This window comes from Mesorhizobium sp. M0909 (assembly GCF_040319515.1).
Lineage (GTDB): Bacteria > Pseudomonadota > Alphaproteobacteria > Rhizobiales > Rhizobiaceae > Mesorhizobium.
The window spans coordinates 21405-39409 of record NZ_JAMYOA010000035.1; the positions used below are offsets into that span (position 1 = coordinate 21405).

Consider the following 18005-nt stretch of genomic DNA (forward strand, 5'->3'; position numbering starts at 1 on the left):
TCTCGACCGAAATCAACTAAAATGCTCTATTCGTTCGGATAGCGCAGTGCGATTTGCGCCCTGATCGTATCAAGTGATTGCATTATCGACACGGTCTCGTTAGCAGGCATGATCTCACCGGACAATTTTCCGGCCGTCACAAGCCTCTCCATTTCGGCAGCTTCATATTGCATGCCACGTCCTGCTACCGACGACGAATACTCTTCTATCACCCTGTCATTCTTGTCAATGTGGCGAAATGAAGTTGGCGAATACCAGGTAGATGCAATCTCAACTCTCCCCTCGGTGCCGAGGATCGATGCAACATTGGGTCCGGTGTTGTCGAGACTGGAGATGGTGGTAGACAAAGCCCCGCCGGCGTGTTGGAAGATAGTTGCTACCTCAGCGTCCACTCCTGTCTCCTCAATCCGAGCCATCGAAACGATGTGTTCAGGCTCTCCGAGCACGTCAAAGGCGAACGAAATGGGGTAAATGGCGAGATCAAGCAGGGCGCCTCCGCCGAGTTCCAGAGCGTTGAGCCGATGATTGGGATCGCCAGGAAGGTCACGAGTATGATCGGCGATCACCGAATAGATCTTTCCAAGCACTCCTGATGCGATGATCTCCCGGATGCGCACCATATGAGGAAGGAAGCGCGTCCACATCGCCTCCATCACGACCAGGTTTTTCGCAGAGGCGAAATCAACGACATTGCGCGCTTCCCGTGCATTGATCGTGAATGGCTTTTCGATAAGCACGTGCTTGCCGGCGGTCAGCGCCTTAAGCGCGTTGTCGGCGTGCATCGGATGGGGTGTAGCCACATAGATAATATCGACCTCCGGGTCCGACAAAAGGTCCTTGTAGCTGGCGTGCGCGTTGGGAATACTGAAACGGTTGGCGAACTTGTCGGCTCCTGCCTGTGTTCGAGAGCCGACAGCCGAGACACGATGACCGGCAAGCTGCAAATCCTGGACAAAGAGATCAGCAATCCAGCCGGTCGCTAGAATCCCCCAACGCAATTCGGCGTTCATTATCTTACCTCAAGGCTCGACTGTGAATTCAACTTTGTAGGTGTCACGCTGCATGAGATATTGACTAGCCTCACCTACTTGCGTCGAACGCGACCCGCGTGCCGCTGGTCGTGTCGAAGAAATGCAGATGTTTCGGATCGAAGCGGATGCCGACGTTTTCTCCCATGTGCACCTTGGTATTTTTGTCGGTCTTCACGGCGACCAAGTTTTTGCCGACCTTTACGGTGACCAGCGTGCTGTCGCCCAATAGTTCGGTGGTATAAACCTCGCCGGCCATATTACCCGCGTCTGTTTCGCTGAGCCGCATATCTTCGGGTCGCTGGCCGACGGTGATCGCGCCGTTCACGCCGGCCGGAGCCGCAAGCGTCAACTCGGAGTCCTGCACCCGTCCGTCGGCAATTGCTATCGGAAGCAGGTTCATGGGTGGATTGCCGAGGAAGCCGGCAACAAAGACGTTTGCCGGCGTGTTGTAGATGTCGAGGGGTGTGCCGACCTGCTGTAGTTTGCCGTTCGCCATCACGGCGACACGGTCAGCCAGCGTCATCGCTTCGACCTGGTCGTGCGTCACATAGATCGTAGTGGTACCGAGGTCGCGCTGCAGGTGCTTCAATTCCGCGCGCATATAGACGCGCAGCTTGGCGTCGAGATTGGACAGAGGTTCGTCCATCAAAAACAGTTTGGGCGTGCGTACGATGGCACGACCGAGCGCCACGCGCTGTCTTTGCCCGCCGGACAGTTGACCGGGTTTGCGCTCTAGAAGCCCGCCGAGTTCGACGCGCTCGGCGGCGGCGCGTACCTGGCGCTCGCGTTCCTCACGGTTCACACCTGCGACTTTGAGCGGATAACCAATATTGTCCGCCACGGTCATATGCGGATAGAGGCCATAGTTCTGGAACACCATGGCGAGATCGCGTTTACCCGGGGGCAAATCGTTGACCACACGATCGCCTATGCGAATCTCGCCAGCGCTCGGGTCGTCGAGCCCGGCGATCATGCGCATTGTGGTGGACTTGCCACAGCCAGAGGGCCCGAGCAACACGATGAACTCGCCATCGGCCATGGCGAGCGAGATCTTTTCCACGGCGACAAAGGAGCCCCAAAATTTAGATACGGATGACAACGTTACGGAGGCCAAGATCATATCCCTTCGTGGACGATGCTACGGACAGCAGTCATAGCTGTGGAGTATTTGTCACGATAAATCGTTGACGGCGATGGTCGGTTTTGGGAACGCCTCCGACGGTCGTTCAGCCCGCATCGAGCAAACTGAAACTCCATGAACTCCCGCTCAGGTCGGCCCATGTAGCCGGCGACGTCGGTGCCAAGTGCTAAGGCGCCAACGTCAGTACCGGTGAGAATATGCACATGCACGTCTGGATCAGAGGGCACTACGTTCAGCTTCTCCAGCCAGTCCCACGTCAGCAACGCGATGCTGGGCTCAGGAATATCCAAGAGCATGATATCCGACACGTCAGCCCTTCACCGCGCCGGCCGTCAGGCCTGCTACGAACTGTCGTTGCAGAAAGAAGAAGACAGCGACCACCGGCATGGAGATCATCACGGATGAGGCCATGAGCTCTCCGTAGCGGATGCCGTACTGGCCGATAAAGTCATTCACTCCAACTGGCAGCGTGCGCATCTCCTTGGTCGAGGTAAAGGAGAGCGCAAAGAGGAACTCCTGCCAGGTGACGATAAGCACAAAGACTGCAGTGGCGACTATCCCCGGCCGGCAAAGCGGCACGATTATCTCGAAAAAAGTTCTGAACGGCCCGGCCCCATCGATCGCCGCCGCTTCTTCGAGTGTCAGCGGCAAATTGGCCATGAAGCCACGCAGCATCCAGATCGCCACCGGCAAGGTTACGGTGACGTAGGCGAGGATCAACGACGTATATGTGTTGAGTAGGTTGGCCCCCTTCATCATCTTGTAGATCGGGATGATGATGGCGCTGGCCGGGAACATCTGCGTGACGATCACCAGCGTCATGGCGATGATAAGTAGGCGGACGTGGGTGCGCGTAAATGCATAGGCGGCCAGCAGGGCTAACGAAACGGTGATGATGACGGTGGACAGTGAAACGATGACCGAATTCATAAAATAGGTTCGGAACTCCGGCCGGAATGCAGTGACGTAGTTGTCGAAGGTCGGGTTCTCCGGCCACAGCCTGGCGGGAATGGAAAAAGGCTCGGCCGCCGGCTTCAACGACACTGAAACCATCCAAAAGAAGGGCACCAGGATTATCAGCGCCAATACGACGTTGAGGGCCAGCAGTGCGGCTTGGCGGCTCCTGTGGGAACGGGTTTTCATGACGCCTTCCCCCTATGCCGGCCGCGCGACAAAACGCCGAAATAGACCATTATCAGCAGCGCCAGGACCAAGATTGAAAAAACGCCATATACAGCGGCTTCGCCAAAGCGAAATTGTCCGAAACCGAGTTCGTAGATCTGGGTTGGGAAGATGGCTGTGGCATTCTGTGGGCCACCGTTTGTCATCACCCAGATTATGTCGAAGTAATTGAAAGTGAGGATAGTGGTAAGGAGGAGATTGATGGCGATCACGTCTTTGATTCCGGGGAGCACAACGTCAAACAGGCGCCTAGTCGCTCCCGCTCCGTCTATCTTGGCGGCCTCGACCTGCTCTTGGTCGACCGTCTGCAGGGCCGCTAAGTAGACGATCGCCGAGAAGGGGAACCCTTTCCATACGGCCGCCATAATGATCGAGCCCATGGCTGTCGACGTTTCCGCCAGCCAAGCGGTACCGTGGTCGATCAGTCCCAGGCTAATAAGTAACGAGTTCACCAAACCGAGTTGCGGGTCATACATGAATCGCCAAAGGATGGCGGCCACTACGCCGGGGAGGACCCAAGGCAAAAGCACCAACGACCGCATAAGTCCCTGGCCAGGCATCTGCTGATTGAGCAGCAGTGCGACCAGCAAGCCGAACACATTCTGCAGTGCTACCACAAAGACAGTCCAAATGAGGGAGTTCCACACTACTTGACCGAAGATCGGATCGGCCAAGATCTTGTAATACGCTGCAAGCCCCTGGAACTTCGGCACCGGGTTGATGAAGGAGGTCGAATAAAGGCTTTCAATTATGGTGCCGATCATCGGGTAATACATAAGTGCGCCGACCAGCAGCAGCGCCGGAGCTACGAAAATCCAGGCCATCCAGCGTTCACGATGGGACATTGTGTCATTTCCCGATAGAGAGGGCCGGGCTCGGGGCAAAGCCCGAGCCCGGCTTAGTCCTGGTGACTAGTTAAGGGCGTCGATAGCAGTGCAGGCCTTGCCGGCTGCCTTCTGCGGATCCATTCCGGAAAATACATCCTGCGCTAGAGTCACCTCGATGTCGGCGACTTCGAGATAGCGAGGTGACAACGGCCGGGGTGAGGCATTCTCGAGATGAGGGATGATGAGATCCGCACCTTTGCGGTTTGCCGCCAAAAAGCTTTTTGCGGCCTTCATGTTTGCCGGGACAAGTTCGACAACATCGCCGTTCACGTCTTCGCGGGTTAGGAACTGGATGAGTTTCCAAGCGGCTTCCTTGTGCTGGGAAGCTTCAAAGATGGCAAGGTTCCACCCACCATACGTGCCAATCGCCGTCTTACCTTCGGGCGCATTCCCTACAACGAAATCCCAGTCAAGTTTGGACTTCTGCAGAGTCGGCTGCTCCAGCGCGGGCCAGAACTCCGTTGCAAGAGATCCGTTTAGAAAAAGTTCGCGCATCGTTGCGGAACTGGCGTTCATGATGCCCTGCGGCGCATATGGCACCAGTGACTGCAGGTAACTCAATGCCCCGACCGCTTCAGGGCTGGTGAGCGCGCATTTGCCCTTCTCATCCAAGACTTTACCGCCATTGGAGAAGATGAAAGTATCGAGAACGACGACCGTGTCTTCCCCCTTGTGGCCGAACAAGCCAATGCCGTAGCGGCCCTTGGACTTGTCCGTAAGCTTCGGCGCCGCTGCCTTCAATCCCTCAAAGGTCTTTAGCGAGGCAGGATCAACGCCAGCCTCTTTGAGGAGTGCCTTGTTGTAGTAGGTGAAGGACCAAACGTCCACGTTGATGGGGATTCCCCAGAGCTTGCCGTCAGAAACGTTCGAGTCCCAGGCTCCTTTGAAGAAAGTGTCGCCCGTAAGACCGGAAGTCTTGACTTGGTCGTCGAGAGCCGTAATTGCGCCGGCTTGAGCAAAGGCGCCCATCCAGATTTGATCCAGGGTGGCTACATCAGGCGCATTACCGCCCTGTACCGCCGTCAACAACCGCTGTTGGTACTCCGAATATGGTATTGTGGTAAGCTCTACTTTGATTTCGGGGTTTTCCTTCTCGAAGCGCTTCAAGGCGTTCTGCTGATTCTGATTGAAATCGGATTCGGCCCGCTGGTTGTCCCAGAATTTTAGCACGACCTGCTCCGCGTTGGCCGAACCCGCGGCGAACATCGCTGTGGCCGCTGCGAGGACGGCCGACTTCATGACGTTGCGTATCATCCATTCACTCCCTGTTCAGTTTGTTTGGCTTGATATCCTCGCCGCCGGCCGTGCCGGCTTCGAATGGACCACCTCCTCCACCGACTACGATCAAGCGATGGATCGACACCGCTCCGGTGTTTGTGGACGCCGCGCGTGACCGGCGTGATCGCACGGATTAACTCAATAAATTGGAACGTTCTAAATTGCAACAACTATTTTCCCTTGCCCATCGAGCCCAGATCTGCACCGCTTCAAGCCAGATCTACCCAAAGGACTGCAAATATGGGGCTTTATGGCACACGATCGGGGGCGCAATGACAAAAGCGGCGGGTGACAGGCGCTCCCATTAGATAAAATTCCGCTTGACAAGCTAGGAACGTTCCAATTGTTTGAAGCCTAATTTGAGAAGACCGAGGTTGCGATGTCAAAGGCGAGACTGACTGTCATCGACATCGCCAAAGCCGCAGGCGTTTCCAAGTCCACGGTTTCGTTGGTCTTGCAGGGCTCGCCTCTGGTGAAGGAAGCGACGCGTTCCAAGGTCAACGCGACAATGCGCGAGTTGGGGTATGTCTACAACCGGGGTGCCGCAAACCTTCGACAGGCGAGCGCCAGATCGGGCATCATCGGTGTCGTGGTGAACGATCTTACAAACAGCTTCTTTGCAGAGTTGGCCGTAGGGGTCGACACGGTCGTCCAGTCGGCGGGCTTCGTCCAGTTCCTCTCAAATACGAGTGAAAATACCGACCGGCAGCGAGAGGTGGTTGCCTCGATGCGTGAGCATGGAATTTCGGGGCTTATCGTTTCGCCGGCCCGCGCCACCGATGCAGCAGACTTCAAGCCGCTCGTGGCGTCAGGGATCCCGGTGGTTGTGGTAGTCCGCAGCCTGCCCGGCGCGAGAATGTCGTCGATTGTGTCTGATAACGTTGGCGGCGTGGCGATGGCGGTCAAGCATTTGGTGTCGCTAGGGCATAGCCGGATCGCTTTTTTGGGAGGCTTTCCAGATACGGCTGTGTTTGCCGAGCGACGGTCTGGTTACCGCAAAGCGATGGACGAAAGTGGTCTTAAGTTCGATGAGGAGTTAGTTGTTCCGTCCATTCCCTCGAGAGCAGGTGGCGTGGAAGCCATCGGACGTGCGATGACCATCAGCGATCGACCGACCGGGGCCGTCTGCTTCAATGACGCGGTGGCGTTTGGCGTGTGTGATGGATTGCGCGCTCGGCGCATGGAACCGGGGCGGGACTTCGCGGTGGTAGGTTTCGACGACGTTATCGAGGCGAAAACGGCGGTTCCGGCCCTGACGACGATCTCGGTCGATCCGCAAGCTATGGGCAGGCGCGCCGCACACCTCCTTCTGAAGCAGATCAATGCGGGAAAAGCAGATGCGGAGAACATCATTGCGGCGGTCAGGCTGGTCGTCCGCCAGAGTTGTGGAACTGGCCAGAGCAAACCAGAGGGGAAGTTAGGATGACGGTTCGATGGGCATTGATCGGTGCGAGCATGATCGCGCGCGAGTGGGTCACTGGTATGCGGGGAAGCCGAGGCAGGTCGTATCAGTCGTCAGTTCCAGTGTTGGGCGCGCCAAGACATATGCGCGTCGAACCAGGACTTTGAGCATCCCGCAATGAGCAAGCACATCACCCCCGCCCAAGCCGCCGCCCTCATTCCGGATGGCGCTGTCGTGTCGGTCTCGTCCTCGAGCGGGCTCGGTTGCCCGGACCTGATGCTGAAGGCGATCGGCGAACGCTTCGAGGCCGCCGGGCATCCGCGCGACCTGACCACGCTCCACCCGATTGCCGCGGGCGACATGAGCGGCATCAACGGCGTCGATTACATAGCCCAAAAAGGCCTCTTGAAGACCATCATCGGCGGCTCCTACCCTTCAGGTCCTTCCACCGCCGAGCCGCCCCTCATTTGGCAAATGATCGCAAGCAACGACGTGGCGGCGTACAACATCCCTTCCGGAGTGCTCTTCGACATGCACCGCGAAGCGGCCGCGAAGCGCCCGGGCGTTATCACCAAGATCGGGCTCGACACCTTCGCCGACCCGAACCGCCAGGGCTGCGCGATGAATGCGGCCGCGGAAGCCCGGCCCGTGGTGAGCAAAATCCAATTCTACGGTGAGGAGTACCTCTACTTCGAGGCAATCGCGCCGCAGGTAGCGATCATCCGTGCCACGACGGCGGACGAGCGCGGCAATTTGACCTACGAACACGAAGGCGCGTATCTCGGCGGCCTCGACCAAGCGCTCGCGGCCCACAACAATGGCGGCATCGTCATCGCGCAGGTGAAGCGCATCACCAAGGACGGATCGATGAGGCCGCATGACGTGCGAGTGCCCGGAATTCTCGTCGACTACGTCGTCGTCGATCCCGACCAGAAACAGACAACGCAGACGCTCTACGACCCTGCAATCTCGGGTGAGATTTTTCGGCCGCTCGAAAGTTTTCGCGTGCCGGAGTTCAACATCCAGAAGATAATCGCGCGGCGCGTCGCGCAGGAACTCGAGGCGGGCAGCGCCGTCAATCTCGGCTTCGGGATTTCGGCCAACGTCCCACGCATTCTCCTGGAGGAAGGGCTGCACGGCGCGGTCACTTGGGTCATCGAACAGGGGGCGGTCGGGGGCGTGCCGCTGCTTGACTTCGCCTTTGGCTGCGCCGCGAATGCCGACGCCTTCATGCCCTCGCCCTACCAGTTTACATATTTCCAAGGGGCAGGTTTCGACGCCTCGCTGCTGTCATTCCTAGAGATAGGCCGCGACGGCTCCGTCAACGTGTCAAAGCTCTCGTTCCGCCCTCATATCACGGCGGGCGCCGGCGGCTTCGTCGACATTACGGCAAGGGCGAGGAAGATCGTCTTCTCCGGCATGTTCAATGCCGGCGCCAAGCTCGCTGTCGAGGACGGCAAGGTCGTTGTAGAGAAGGAGGGCAAGCTTAGGAAGCTCGTCAAAGAGGTCGAGCACGTCACCTTTTCGGGCAGGCGAGCCATCGACCAGCGCCAGGATATCACCTATGTCACCGAGCGCGGCGTGATGAGACTGACGCCGGACGGCGTCGTGCTGACTGAAATTGCGCCGGGCATCGATCTCAACACCGGCATTCTTGAACAGTCGGAGTTTCCGCTGATCGTGTCCGACACCCTAAAAGTCATGGACGGCGCGCTCTTCGTCGACAGGCCGATCGGCCTGTCGCTTGCCGTGAAGCCGGCCCGTAGCTTGGCGGGGGCATGTAATGGCTGACGCGCACATGAGGCTTGCCGCCGAAGGCGCGGTCGCATCCGTCACGATCGCTCGACCCGAGAAGCTCAACGCCTTCGATATTGACATGCTGAAGGCATTGGCCGCCATCTGCGACGAGGTCGAGGCGATGACCGATGTCCGCGCGGTGGTGCTTACCGGCGAAGGCAGAGCCTTCAGCGCCGGTGGCGACATCAAAGCTTGGGGCGCCATGCAGGCGAACGAGTTCGGCCATGCCTGGGTCCGCTTCGGCCATCGCGTCTTCGAGCGTCTGGCGACCCTGCGCATGCCGGTGATCGCCGCACTCAACGGCCACGCGCTCGGCGGCGGCCTGGAACTCGCGGCCGCAGCCGACTTCCGCATCGCGGAACAACATATCCGCATCGGCCTGCCGGAGACCGGGCTCGGCATGATACCGGGATGGTCGGGCACGCAGCGCCTAGTGAGGCGCTTCGGCGCGCAGATCGTTCGCCGCATGGTCCTGGGAGGTGAGACGTTCTCCGCCGAGGAAGCCCTCAAGTACGGACTGGTCGACGCCGTCGTGGACAGCGGCGCTGCCGTCATCGAGGCGAAGGCCTACGCGGCGCGGGTCGCGACGCGGGGACCGGCGGCCGTCGAGATATCGAAGCTAATGATCGCCGTCGCGAATGGCGAGGACAATGGTTCGGCGGTCGAAGCGCTCGGCTCGATTCTGGCCGCCAAGACTGGGGATCTCAAGGAAGGCGTCGCCGCCTTCTCGCAGAAGCGCGCGGCGGTCTTCAAGGGAGAATGGTGATGACGTTAGAGATCAGGCCAACAGCGCTTGCCGACGCGCCCGTGCGCGGCTTCGAGATGCTGATCGACGGCAGATGGACGGCCGGCGTAGAAGGCCGGACGATCGACCGGAACGCGCCGAGCCACGGCATCGTCGTAAGCCGCTACCAGGCGGCGACAAGGATGGATGCCGAGCGCGCCATCGCCTCGGCGCGAAAGGCATTCGACCACGGCCGGTGGCCGCACACGACGGCGTCGCAGCGCTCGCGGGTTCTGCTGAAGGCCGCCGATCTCATCGAGGCCCGCGCCGAAGACCTCGCCTATCTCGACTGCATCGAGGGCGGCAAGCCAATAACTCAGGTGCGCGGCGAGATCGCCGGCGCTGTCGACATCTGGCGCTATGCCGCTGCGCTTGCCCGCGACCTGCACGGCGAGAGCTACAATTCGCTTGGGCAGAACACACTAGGCGTCGTTCTGCGCGAGGGGATCGGCGTCGTGTCCATCATAACGCCGTGGAACTTTCCATTCCTGATCCTAAGCCAGAAACTGCCCTTTGCGCTCGCCGCCGGCTGTACATGCGTCGTTAAGCCCTCAGAGCTGACATCGGGTTCGACGCTCGTTCTCGGCGAGATCCTTGAGGAAGCGGGCGTCCCGGACAGCGTCGTGAACATCGTCACCGGCACGGGTCCCGAAGTCGGCGCGATCATGACGTCCCATCCTGCGGTCGACATAGTTTCGTTCACCGGCTCGACCGGCGTCGGAAAGCTCACCATGACGAATGCAGCGCAGACCCTCAAAAAGGTTTCATTGGAACTCGGCGGCAAGAATCCGCAGATCGTATTCCCGGATGCGGACCTCGACTCCTTCATCGACGCCGCCGTCTTCGGCGCTTATTTCAATGCGGGCGAATGCTGCAACGCCGGCTCGCGGCTAATCCTCCATAAGAGCATCGCGTCGGATGTGGTCAAGCGTGTTGCAGAGCTTGCGAAATACGTGAAGGTTGGCGATCCGCTGGACCCAGCGACGCAGGTCGGCGCGATCATTACGCCTCAGCATTTGGAGAAGATCGCGGGCTACGTCGCCAGTGCAAAGAATAGCGGCGCGAAGGTTGTTCACGGGGGCGATCAACTCGATCTCGGGATGGGGCATTTTATGTCGCCGACAATCCTCGAGGCGGTCATGCCGGATATGGAAATCGCACGTGAGGAGGTCTTCGGCCCCGTACTTTCAGTTCTCACCTTTGAAACGGCGGCGGAAGCCGTCGAGATCGCCAATTCCATCGATTACGGCCTTTCCGCCAGTGTGTGGAGCCGCGATTTCGATACGTGCCTGACATTCGGGCGCAGCTTGCGGGTAGGAACGGTGTGGATGAACACCTTCATGGATGGCGCCTCCGAGCTCCCGTTCGGTGGCTACAAGCAATCCGGGCTCGGTCGCGAACTCGGACGCCGCGCGGTCGAGGACTACACCGAAACAAAAACACTCAACATGCACATCGGAGGCCGCACCAATTGGTGGATGCCGCGACAGGAAAATTGGCCTGGCCAACGCACCGACCGGGACCTCGCCGAATGAAGACGACCACACGACCCGTCGCCATCGTCACTGGCAGCCACGGCATCGATCTCGGAATTGCGACCGCCTTTGCAAAAGCGGGATACAATGTGGCGATCACTGGGGTCGCGAGTCCCGACAACGGGCAGGATGCTGTCGCAAAACTAGAATCCTATGGCGTGGCAGCCGCCTATCTGCAGTCCGATATCGCTGATGTTTCCCGACATGAAGAAACGGTAACGGGCGTCCTTTCGCGATTTGGTCGTGTCGATTGCCTTGTTAGCAATGGCTCCATGGCAGTCGTACCAGGTGACTTCCTCGACCTGGTGCCGGCGGACTTCGATAAGACGATCGCGATGGACCTAAGGGGAACGGTGTTCTTTACGCTTGCTGTGGTCAAGGCAATGCTCGTGAGGAGCGCGGCGGATGTACCCAGGTCCATCATCAACATCACGTCGGTCTCACCCGAGGTAAGTTCGCCCGAACGCGCGGACTATTGCATCAGCAAGGCCGAGCTGGCGGCATTCTACCAGGGGGTGGCATTTCATATCATGGATACGGGAGTATCAGTATTTGAGGTGCGGCCCGGCATCGAGCGGGGGGAAGAAGCAGCAGACCTCGGCAAAATCTGCACGGCACTCGCTTCCGGCGATTTGGGTTTTGCGACGGGAACGATCATCGAAGCCGACGGGGGCTCTTCAATTCCACGCCTCTGAAGGGAGCAACAGAATGGGCTTCGACTACATCATCACCGGAGCCGGGCCTGCCGGCTGCGTGCTCGCGAACCGGCTTTCTGAAGATCCGGCCGTGCGCGTGTTGTTGCTGGAGGCTGGCGGCGGAGATTGGAACCCGCTGTTCCACATGCCGGCGGGCTTCGCCAAGATGACCAAGGGCGTGGCGAGTTGGGCCTGGGAAACCGTGCCGCAGAAGCACATGAAAGGCCAAGTGCTGCGCTATACGCAGGCGAAGGTGATCGGCGGAGGTTCTTCAATCAATGCACAGCTCTATACGCGCGGCAATGCAGCCGACTACGATCTCTGGGCTACAGACGACGGCTGCGAAGGCTGGAGCTATCGGGAAATCCTGCCCTATTTTAAGCGCGCTGAGGACAACCAGCGTTTTGCCGACGACTACCATTCCTATGGCGGGCCGCTCGGCGTCTCCATGCCAGTCTCGAATCTCCCGATCTGCGACGCGTATATCCGCGCCGGCCAGGAACTCGGCATTCCCTACAACCACGACTTCAACGGTCGCCAGCAGGCCGGCGTCGGCTTCTACCAGCTTACGCAACGCAATCGCCGTCGCTCCTCCGCCTCAATGGCCTATCTGTCGCCGATCAAGGGTCGGAGAAACCTTTCGATCCGCACCGGCGCTCGCGTCGCCCGCATCGTGCTGGAAGGCACCCGCGCCGTGGGCGTGGAGGTCGTGACTGCGAAGGGCATCGAAGCGATCCGGGCGGAACGCGAAGTACTCGTCTCCTCCGGCGCCATAGGGTCGCCTAAGTTACTCCTGCAGTCGGGCATCGGCCCGATCGATCATCTTAAATCTGTCGGAGTTCAGGTGAAACACGACCTACCGGGGGTTGGCTCGAACATGCAGGACCATCTCGACCTGTTCGTCATTTGCGAATGCACCGGCGACCACACCTATGACAACGTGGCGAAGCTGCACCGCACCCTCTGGGCCGGTATCCAGTACGTACTCTTCCGCACTGGTCCGGTCGCCTCCTCGCTCTTCGAGACGGGTGGTTTTTGGTATGCGGACCCCGAGGCCCGCTCGCCCGACGTCCAGTTCCACCTCGGCCTGGGCTCCGGGATCGAGGCGGGAGTCGAGCGGCTGAAGAGCGCCGGTGTGACGCTGAACTCCGCCTATCTGCACCCGCGCTCTCGCGGCACGGTTAGACTTTCTTCCGCCGATCCTTCGGCGGCCCCGCTGATCGACCCCAACTATTGGGAAGACCCGCACGACCGGAAAATGTCGATTGAGGGCCTGAAGATCGCCCGGGAGATCATGCAGCAGGCCGCCCTGGAACCTTTCGTGATGGCCGAGCGCCTGCCTGGACCAAAGGCCGTGACGGACGAAGACTTGTTCATTTACGGGTGCGCCAATGCCAAGACCGATCACCACCCGGTCGGCACGTGCAAGATGGGTTTCGATTCCATGGCCGTCGTCGGGCTCGATCTCAAGGTCCATGGGTTGGAGGGATTACGCGTTTGCGACTCCTCAGTCATGCCGCGGGTGCCGTCCTGCAACACCAATGCTCCGACGATCATGGTGGGCGAGAAGGGATCCGACATAATACGCAATCGTGCCCCGCTTCCGCCGGCTCTTTTCGAGCATGAACGCAACGACGCGCGCCCCCGCGCACGCACCAACATTCAATAGGTGCACTCATGATCCGCCGCCACGAAGTGAGCAGGGAAATGGGGCGAATGTTACGATTTCCGGCTGTTCTGGTCGGCCAAGATATCCCGCGCATGCACGCAGTGATCGGCCAAATTCGTGCTGACACATCCGGTTGGCATTTCATGGTGATGAATCACTGGCAAAAATGCGCTCCCTGATGACACAAGGATCTTAGCAGTCTTATGACGATTGACGTCCCGCAGCACATTCTCGACGCCATGACCGATGTCGATATGCCGCGACTACGGTCGGAGACCGCTCCGTCCGGTACAATGGTCCACGGCGACCTTCAAGTCCCGGTCTATCGATGCTGTTGTGTAGTGGTCGGTTCCGGTGCGGCGGGGCTGCGTGCGGCGGTGGAATTAAGGCGGCGTGGGAAAGAGGTGGTTATCGTCAGTCAAAGCGCTTGGGGTGGAACGTCGGCCTGTTCCGGCTCTGACAAGCAGACGCTGCATACGGCCAACAGTGCGGATCAGGGAGATAACTACAAGGCGATGGCGCGAGCAATACGCGCCGGTGGCGCGATGGATGAGGATATTGCCTATGTGGAGGCCGTGGGCTCGTCTCGCATGATGGCCTCGCTACAGTTTCTTGGCCTTCCACTGCCTCAGGACGCGCTGGGCGGCACTCTCAGATACAAGACCGACCACGACGAGGTGGGTCGTGCCACCAGTTGCGGTCCACGCACGTCACGTCTGATGGTCAAGGTGCTTGCCGAAGAGGCGATCCGTCTTGATGTTCCGTTCTATAACCACACTACGGCTGCCAAAATCCTCACCTGCGGGGAGGGGACGGATCGGCACGTCGCCGGCATTCTTACGATGCGCCCCAACGACCGAACAACAACAAACGCCTTCGGCCTTGCCCTGTTCGAGTGCTCGGTCCTTGTGCTTGCCGCGGGCGGTCCCGGCGAACTTTATCGTGATAGTGTCTATCCCAACGGCTGCTTCGGGTCGCTCGGCCTTGCGCTCGAAGCTGGTATCGAATTGGTCAACCTTACGGAGAGCCAGTTCGGTATAGGCACGCGCCGGGAGGGTTTTCCCTGGAATCTGTCCGGCACCTATGTCCAGGCAATTCCGCATGTCTATTCGATTGACGCGGAGGGCAATGAGCACCCCTTCCTTGCCCAGTATTATCGCAGCACACAGGAGATGGCCTCCAACCTGTTCCGCAAGGGATATCAATGGCCTTTTCATGCCACGCGGATGCTCGATTTCAGCTCGAGTCTCATAGATGTTGCGATCTATCGCGAGTCCGCAGCGGGGCGGCGCGTGTTCATGGACTTCAACCGGAATCCGCTGCCCATGCCCGGCGATCTGCCGTTCTCCCTCGAACGGTTGGACGACGACGTGAGTTCCTATCTCGGCAATGCCGGCGCGGGTCAACATTTGCCAATCGAGCGGTTGAAGCACATGAACCCGCTCGCGATCGAACTCTATCGTCGCTACAAGATAGACATAACCAAGGAACCGTTGGAGTTCGCCGTCAACAACCAGCACATGAACGGCGGCATCATGGTGGACGTTTGGGGGCGCAGTAGCCTTGCCGGCTGCTATGCGATCGGAGAGGCCGCTGGTACGCACGGCGTGACGCGGCCCGGCGGAGCCGCGCTTAATGCCGGGCAGGTCTTTGGCACCCGAGCGGCCGAGCACATTGCAGCCAGCGGCAAAGCAAAAGTAGCGCCGAAGGTCGACATTGCCCGAGCTGCGCAAGCGGGCATCGCAGCGCTCTTCACGATCATGCGCCCCGACAGCTCGCTGACGATCAAGTCGGCGCGTTCCACGATCCAGGCGCGGATGAGCGATGCGGCCGGTATGATCTGCGACGGCGAGCGGGTAAGCCAGGCCCTCGCAGAAGCTCGAAGCCTCAATGTAAGCATTCGCGCAAATGGCATTAGGTACAAACGACCTGCTGAGGCGGTGCGGTCAATACAATGGCGGCAAATGGCGCTAGCTTCCGAAGCGGTGCTTACCGCTTTGGACCATTACATTGGCCAAGGCGGAGGGAGCCGCGGTTCCCGCGCAATATGCGATCGAGAAGGTGAATCGCTTCCGCTCGCGAGGACAGGCCCGCTGGAAGACTATCGCTTCCGGAGGGAGCGCGACGCCCAGCGGAGTGAACAGATCATTGTCCGATTGGACGGCGTCGAAATGGTGGTTTCAACACGTCCAATCCGTTCCTTCGACGAGAGTGCTGGGTCGTTCTTCGAACGCGATTGGCCAGATTGGCTGACCGGCCGGATCTTTGATCTCGGTTCTGACTAAGAAGATACCTAGTCGCGGTGCGCGTGATGTCGTCAACATCCGCATGGAATATCTGGAACTGAGGGAACCCGAGGCCTAAACGCCAGCCGAAGGGCGACCGAAGACGGACAATGAGGTGTGGTATGGGTGGTGGAGAGGCTGACATCGTTTGCATGGGTGAACCCCTGTTCGAGTTGGCGTGGCGGCGGGACGGAACGATCAAGCCGGGCATTGGCGGCGATGTGTCGAATTGCGCGGTCGCCGCAGCCAGATCCGGCGCGAAAGCAGGGATGATAACCCGCCTGGGGGAGGACAGCCTGGGCGAGCGTATCCGGTCGCTGTATCACGACGAAGGCATCGCAACGACGCATGTCATCCGTGATGCTGCCGCGCCAACCGGTATCTATTTCATAGAGTATGGTCCTGATGGTCATAGCTTTTCCTATCGGCGCGCCGGCTCGGCTGCCAGCCGCCTGGCAAGCAGTGATCTCGCACCAGGCATGTTCGCGGGTGTGTCATTTCTTCATCTTAGCGGGATATCACAGGCTATTTCCGAGTCTTGCCGGGACGCTTCGTTTACAGCGATGGAGATGGCCAGATCGGCAGGTGCCAAGGTTTCCTTTGATACCAATCTGCGGCGCAGTCTATGGACGCCGGCAGCGGCGTGGGAAACCTTGTCAGCTTCATTGCCACAAATAGACTTTCTCTTTCCGAGCATGGAGGACGCACAAGCCCTGCTCGGGCTATCGGATCCGGATGCCATTTGCGACGAATTCCTTCGACACGGCGTCAAAACGGTCCTTTTGACCCTAGGCGAAGAAGGCGCAATTGTAGCTGGTGGCGATATGAGAATTCGGATACCCGCTTACTCAGCGCAACTTGTGGATGCGACGGCTGCTGGTGACACTTTTGATGGTGCCTTTCTGGCTGAATTTTTGCGCTGCGGCGATCCAGAGGCGGCCACCCGGTTCGCTTGTGCTGCGGCGTCCCTCGCAGTTGAGAAGACCGGCGCGGTCGATTCCATCCCTTATCTGAGAGAAATCCGCACACGTATGGCTGCGTAGTCCTGTCGAGCTTGCACCACACCAGCATTGGAAAACAACGCTCGTATATGCCCACCGTCGCGACGCGACGGCCACCAGTGCGTCGCCGGCGAGACGGGATCCAGATACCGGCCGATGCCGTTGCGGCCTTCATCAGTCTCCTTCGTCTTCAGGTGACGAAGAAAGCTCAGAATGGCTTGAAGCCGTGAGCCCGTCGAAATTCGCCAGCTTTTCAACGATCGCCATGGGAGTTTCCGCTTCGGCCTGGTCTTCACCGCAAAGATGCAGCACGACGGGGTATAGGATCTCCACCGGTGAAATATTCAGCGCCTCGCAAAAGTGGAGTAGTCGGCCGACGGTCAGCCGTGAAACCGCGTTTTCGTAACGATTATAAACCTAGTCGCTGAGCCCAAGCATGGGTGCTAGCTTTGAACGCGGGATTTTCCGTCGGTCGCGAGCGTTGCGAAGGCTGGTGCTGATCTTTTTTTCGATTTCGGCGCTTAACTCAGTTCGCCGAAGCTGGTTTTCCGATAGACCGGCTTGTCAATATATGGATCGTCGATCTGCGGTAAACCGAGGTGAGAAATCCATTCGTCGAAAGGTCCTGCCATTGCTCCTGCCAAAGTGACGTTGATCTTCTGTGTTCGTTCCAATCAATGTAACAGAATTGGTTGACTGGACGCGAATCTAGTGGGCCTGCCAGAATATGGGCGCGTCGCTTCGCGAAACCGCTCTATGCCTTCGGCACGGAGCCAACGCGGCCAGAACGCCGTCATCAATACACCAGATTGGGATATCGCCCGTTTACAGCACGGCCCGCAATCAGCATAGTGCGCCAGCTCGGGTAATACGAGTTGGTGATGGTAAGTCGCTAGCTCTTCTTGCCATTCACCGCGGGAGCCGTCCTGGCGCTAGCCGGTGACGACGGCTGCTTTCTATTCAAAGAGTGACGGCCGCGATCGCGGCCGACTTTGTCTGCCTCAGAGAGGGAAAGAGGGCCCCGCCTTCTCTCCCTCGCAAGCAAAAAAGGTCTCCCCGTCCTTCCTCCGCTACGCCTTCGGCTGCGCTACGTGCAGGATCGACGCGGATCCCCTTACGCGGATCATGCGTCGCCCCTTCGGCTTTGCCTCGGGCGGGCGAACCCCCTCAGTTTGTCCCTTGCGCCGACCACGGGGCGTCTTTGGATCGGGCGCAGCGATGAGGGTGTCCACTGTAAGCGCCAAGCTGACCCCATCTGGCGCGGCTTGAGGTGATGAGCGAGACATACTGACACTGAAGCAAGGAGCCGAGGAGCTTG

General features: G+C 59.2%; 14 protein-coding genes. 8 read left to right on the forward strand and 6 right to left on the reverse strand.

From position 1 onward, the window contains the following. Window positions 1-26: 26 nt before the first annotated feature. The 6 genes from NKH83_RS30370 to NKH83_RS30395 all read right to left on the reverse strand — a co-directional run bounded on the left by NKH83_RS30370 (window position 27) and on the right by NKH83_RS30395 (window position 5495). On the reverse strand, window positions 27-1010 hold the full coding sequence (locus NKH83_RS30370) for a Gfo/Idh/MocA family protein (protein WP_352808735.1): 984 nt from the start codon (window positions 1008-1010) through the stop codon (window positions 27-29). A 70-nt stretch (window positions 1011-1080) separates the two neighbouring features. Beyond that, window positions 1081-2145, reverse strand: coding sequence for an ABC transporter ATP-binding protein (locus tag NKH83_RS30375; protein WP_352808736.1), 1065 nt, complete (start codon window positions 2143-2145; stop codon window positions 1081-1083). Between the two features lie 2 nt (window positions 2146-2147). Beyond that, a complete protein-coding gene (locus tag NKH83_RS30380) occupies window positions 2148-2480 on the reverse strand; it encodes a hypothetical protein (RefSeq protein WP_352808737.1) in 333 nt (110 codons plus the stop codon). A 1-nt stretch (window position 2481) separates the two neighbouring features. Next, entirely contained in the window at window positions 2482-3315 is an 834-nt protein-coding gene (locus NKH83_RS30385) for a carbohydrate ABC transporter permease (protein ID WP_352808739.1), read from the reverse strand. Continuing rightward, complete coding sequence (locus tag NKH83_RS30390) at window positions 3312-4199, reverse strand: carbohydrate ABC transporter permease (RefSeq protein ID WP_031194747.1); 888 nt, start codon at window positions 4197-4199, stop codon at window positions 3312-3314. Before NKH83_RS30390 ends, NKH83_RS30385 begins: the two co-directional genes overlap by 4 nt. Window positions 4200-4265: 66 nt before the next feature. Then, on the reverse strand, window positions 4266-5495 hold the full coding sequence (locus NKH83_RS30395; RefSeq protein ID WP_352452581.1) for an ABC transporter substrate-binding protein: 1230 nt from the start codon (window positions 5493-5495) through the stop codon (window positions 4266-4268). Window positions 5496-5898: 403 nt separating this feature from the next. Between NKH83_RS30395 and NKH83_RS30400 the strand changes: the two genes are divergently transcribed. The 8 genes from NKH83_RS30400 (at window position 5899) to NKH83_RS30435 (ending at window position 16729) form a co-directional block, all read left to right on the forward strand. Further along, window positions 5899-6945, forward strand: coding sequence for a LacI family DNA-binding transcriptional regulator (locus NKH83_RS30400; RefSeq protein WP_023721608.1), 1047 nt, complete (start codon window positions 5899-5901; stop codon window positions 6943-6945). A gap of 153 nt (window positions 6946-7098) precedes the next feature. Next, window positions 7099-8712, forward strand: coding sequence for an acyl CoA:acetate/3-ketoacid CoA transferase (locus tag NKH83_RS30405; RefSeq protein ID WP_352808742.1), 1614 nt, complete (start codon window positions 7099-7101; stop codon window positions 8710-8712). After that, the gene (locus tag NKH83_RS30410; RefSeq protein WP_352452582.1) at window positions 8705-9484 is read left to right on the forward strand and encodes an enoyl-CoA hydratase/isomerase family protein; all 780 of its coding nucleotides are present in this window, start codon (window positions 8705-8707) and stop codon (window positions 9482-9484) included. Before NKH83_RS30405 ends, NKH83_RS30410 begins: the two co-directional genes overlap by 8 nt. Further along, window positions 9478-11037 carry an aldehyde dehydrogenase family protein gene (locus NKH83_RS30415; RefSeq protein WP_352808744.1) on the forward strand — a complete coding sequence of 520 codons (1560 nt, stop codon included), beginning with the start codon at window positions 9478-9480 and terminating at the stop codon, window positions 11035-11037. The genes NKH83_RS30410 and NKH83_RS30415 overlap by 7 nt, the downstream gene beginning before the upstream one ends. Further along, a complete protein-coding gene (locus tag NKH83_RS30420) occupies window positions 11034-11732 on the forward strand; it encodes an SDR family NAD(P)-dependent oxidoreductase (protein ID WP_352808745.1) in 699 nt (232 codons plus the stop codon). Before NKH83_RS30415 ends, NKH83_RS30420 begins: the two co-directional genes overlap by 4 nt. A gap of 13 nt (window positions 11733-11745) precedes the next feature. Next, window positions 11746-13401, forward strand: coding sequence for a GMC family oxidoreductase (locus NKH83_RS30425; protein ID WP_352452586.1), 1656 nt, complete (start codon window positions 11746-11748; stop codon window positions 13399-13401). A gap of 203 nt (window positions 13402-13604) precedes the next feature. After that, the gene (locus NKH83_RS30430) at window positions 13605-15686 is read left to right on the forward strand and encodes an FAD-binding protein (RefSeq protein WP_352808747.1); all 2082 of its coding nucleotides are present in this window, start codon (window positions 13605-13607) and stop codon (window positions 15684-15686) included. Between the two features lie 152 nt (window positions 15687-15838). Beyond that, complete coding sequence (locus tag NKH83_RS30435) at window positions 15839-16729, forward strand: sugar kinase (RefSeq protein WP_352808749.1); 891 nt, start codon at window positions 15839-15841, stop codon at window positions 16727-16729. Window positions 16730-18005: the final 1276 nt, after the last annotated feature.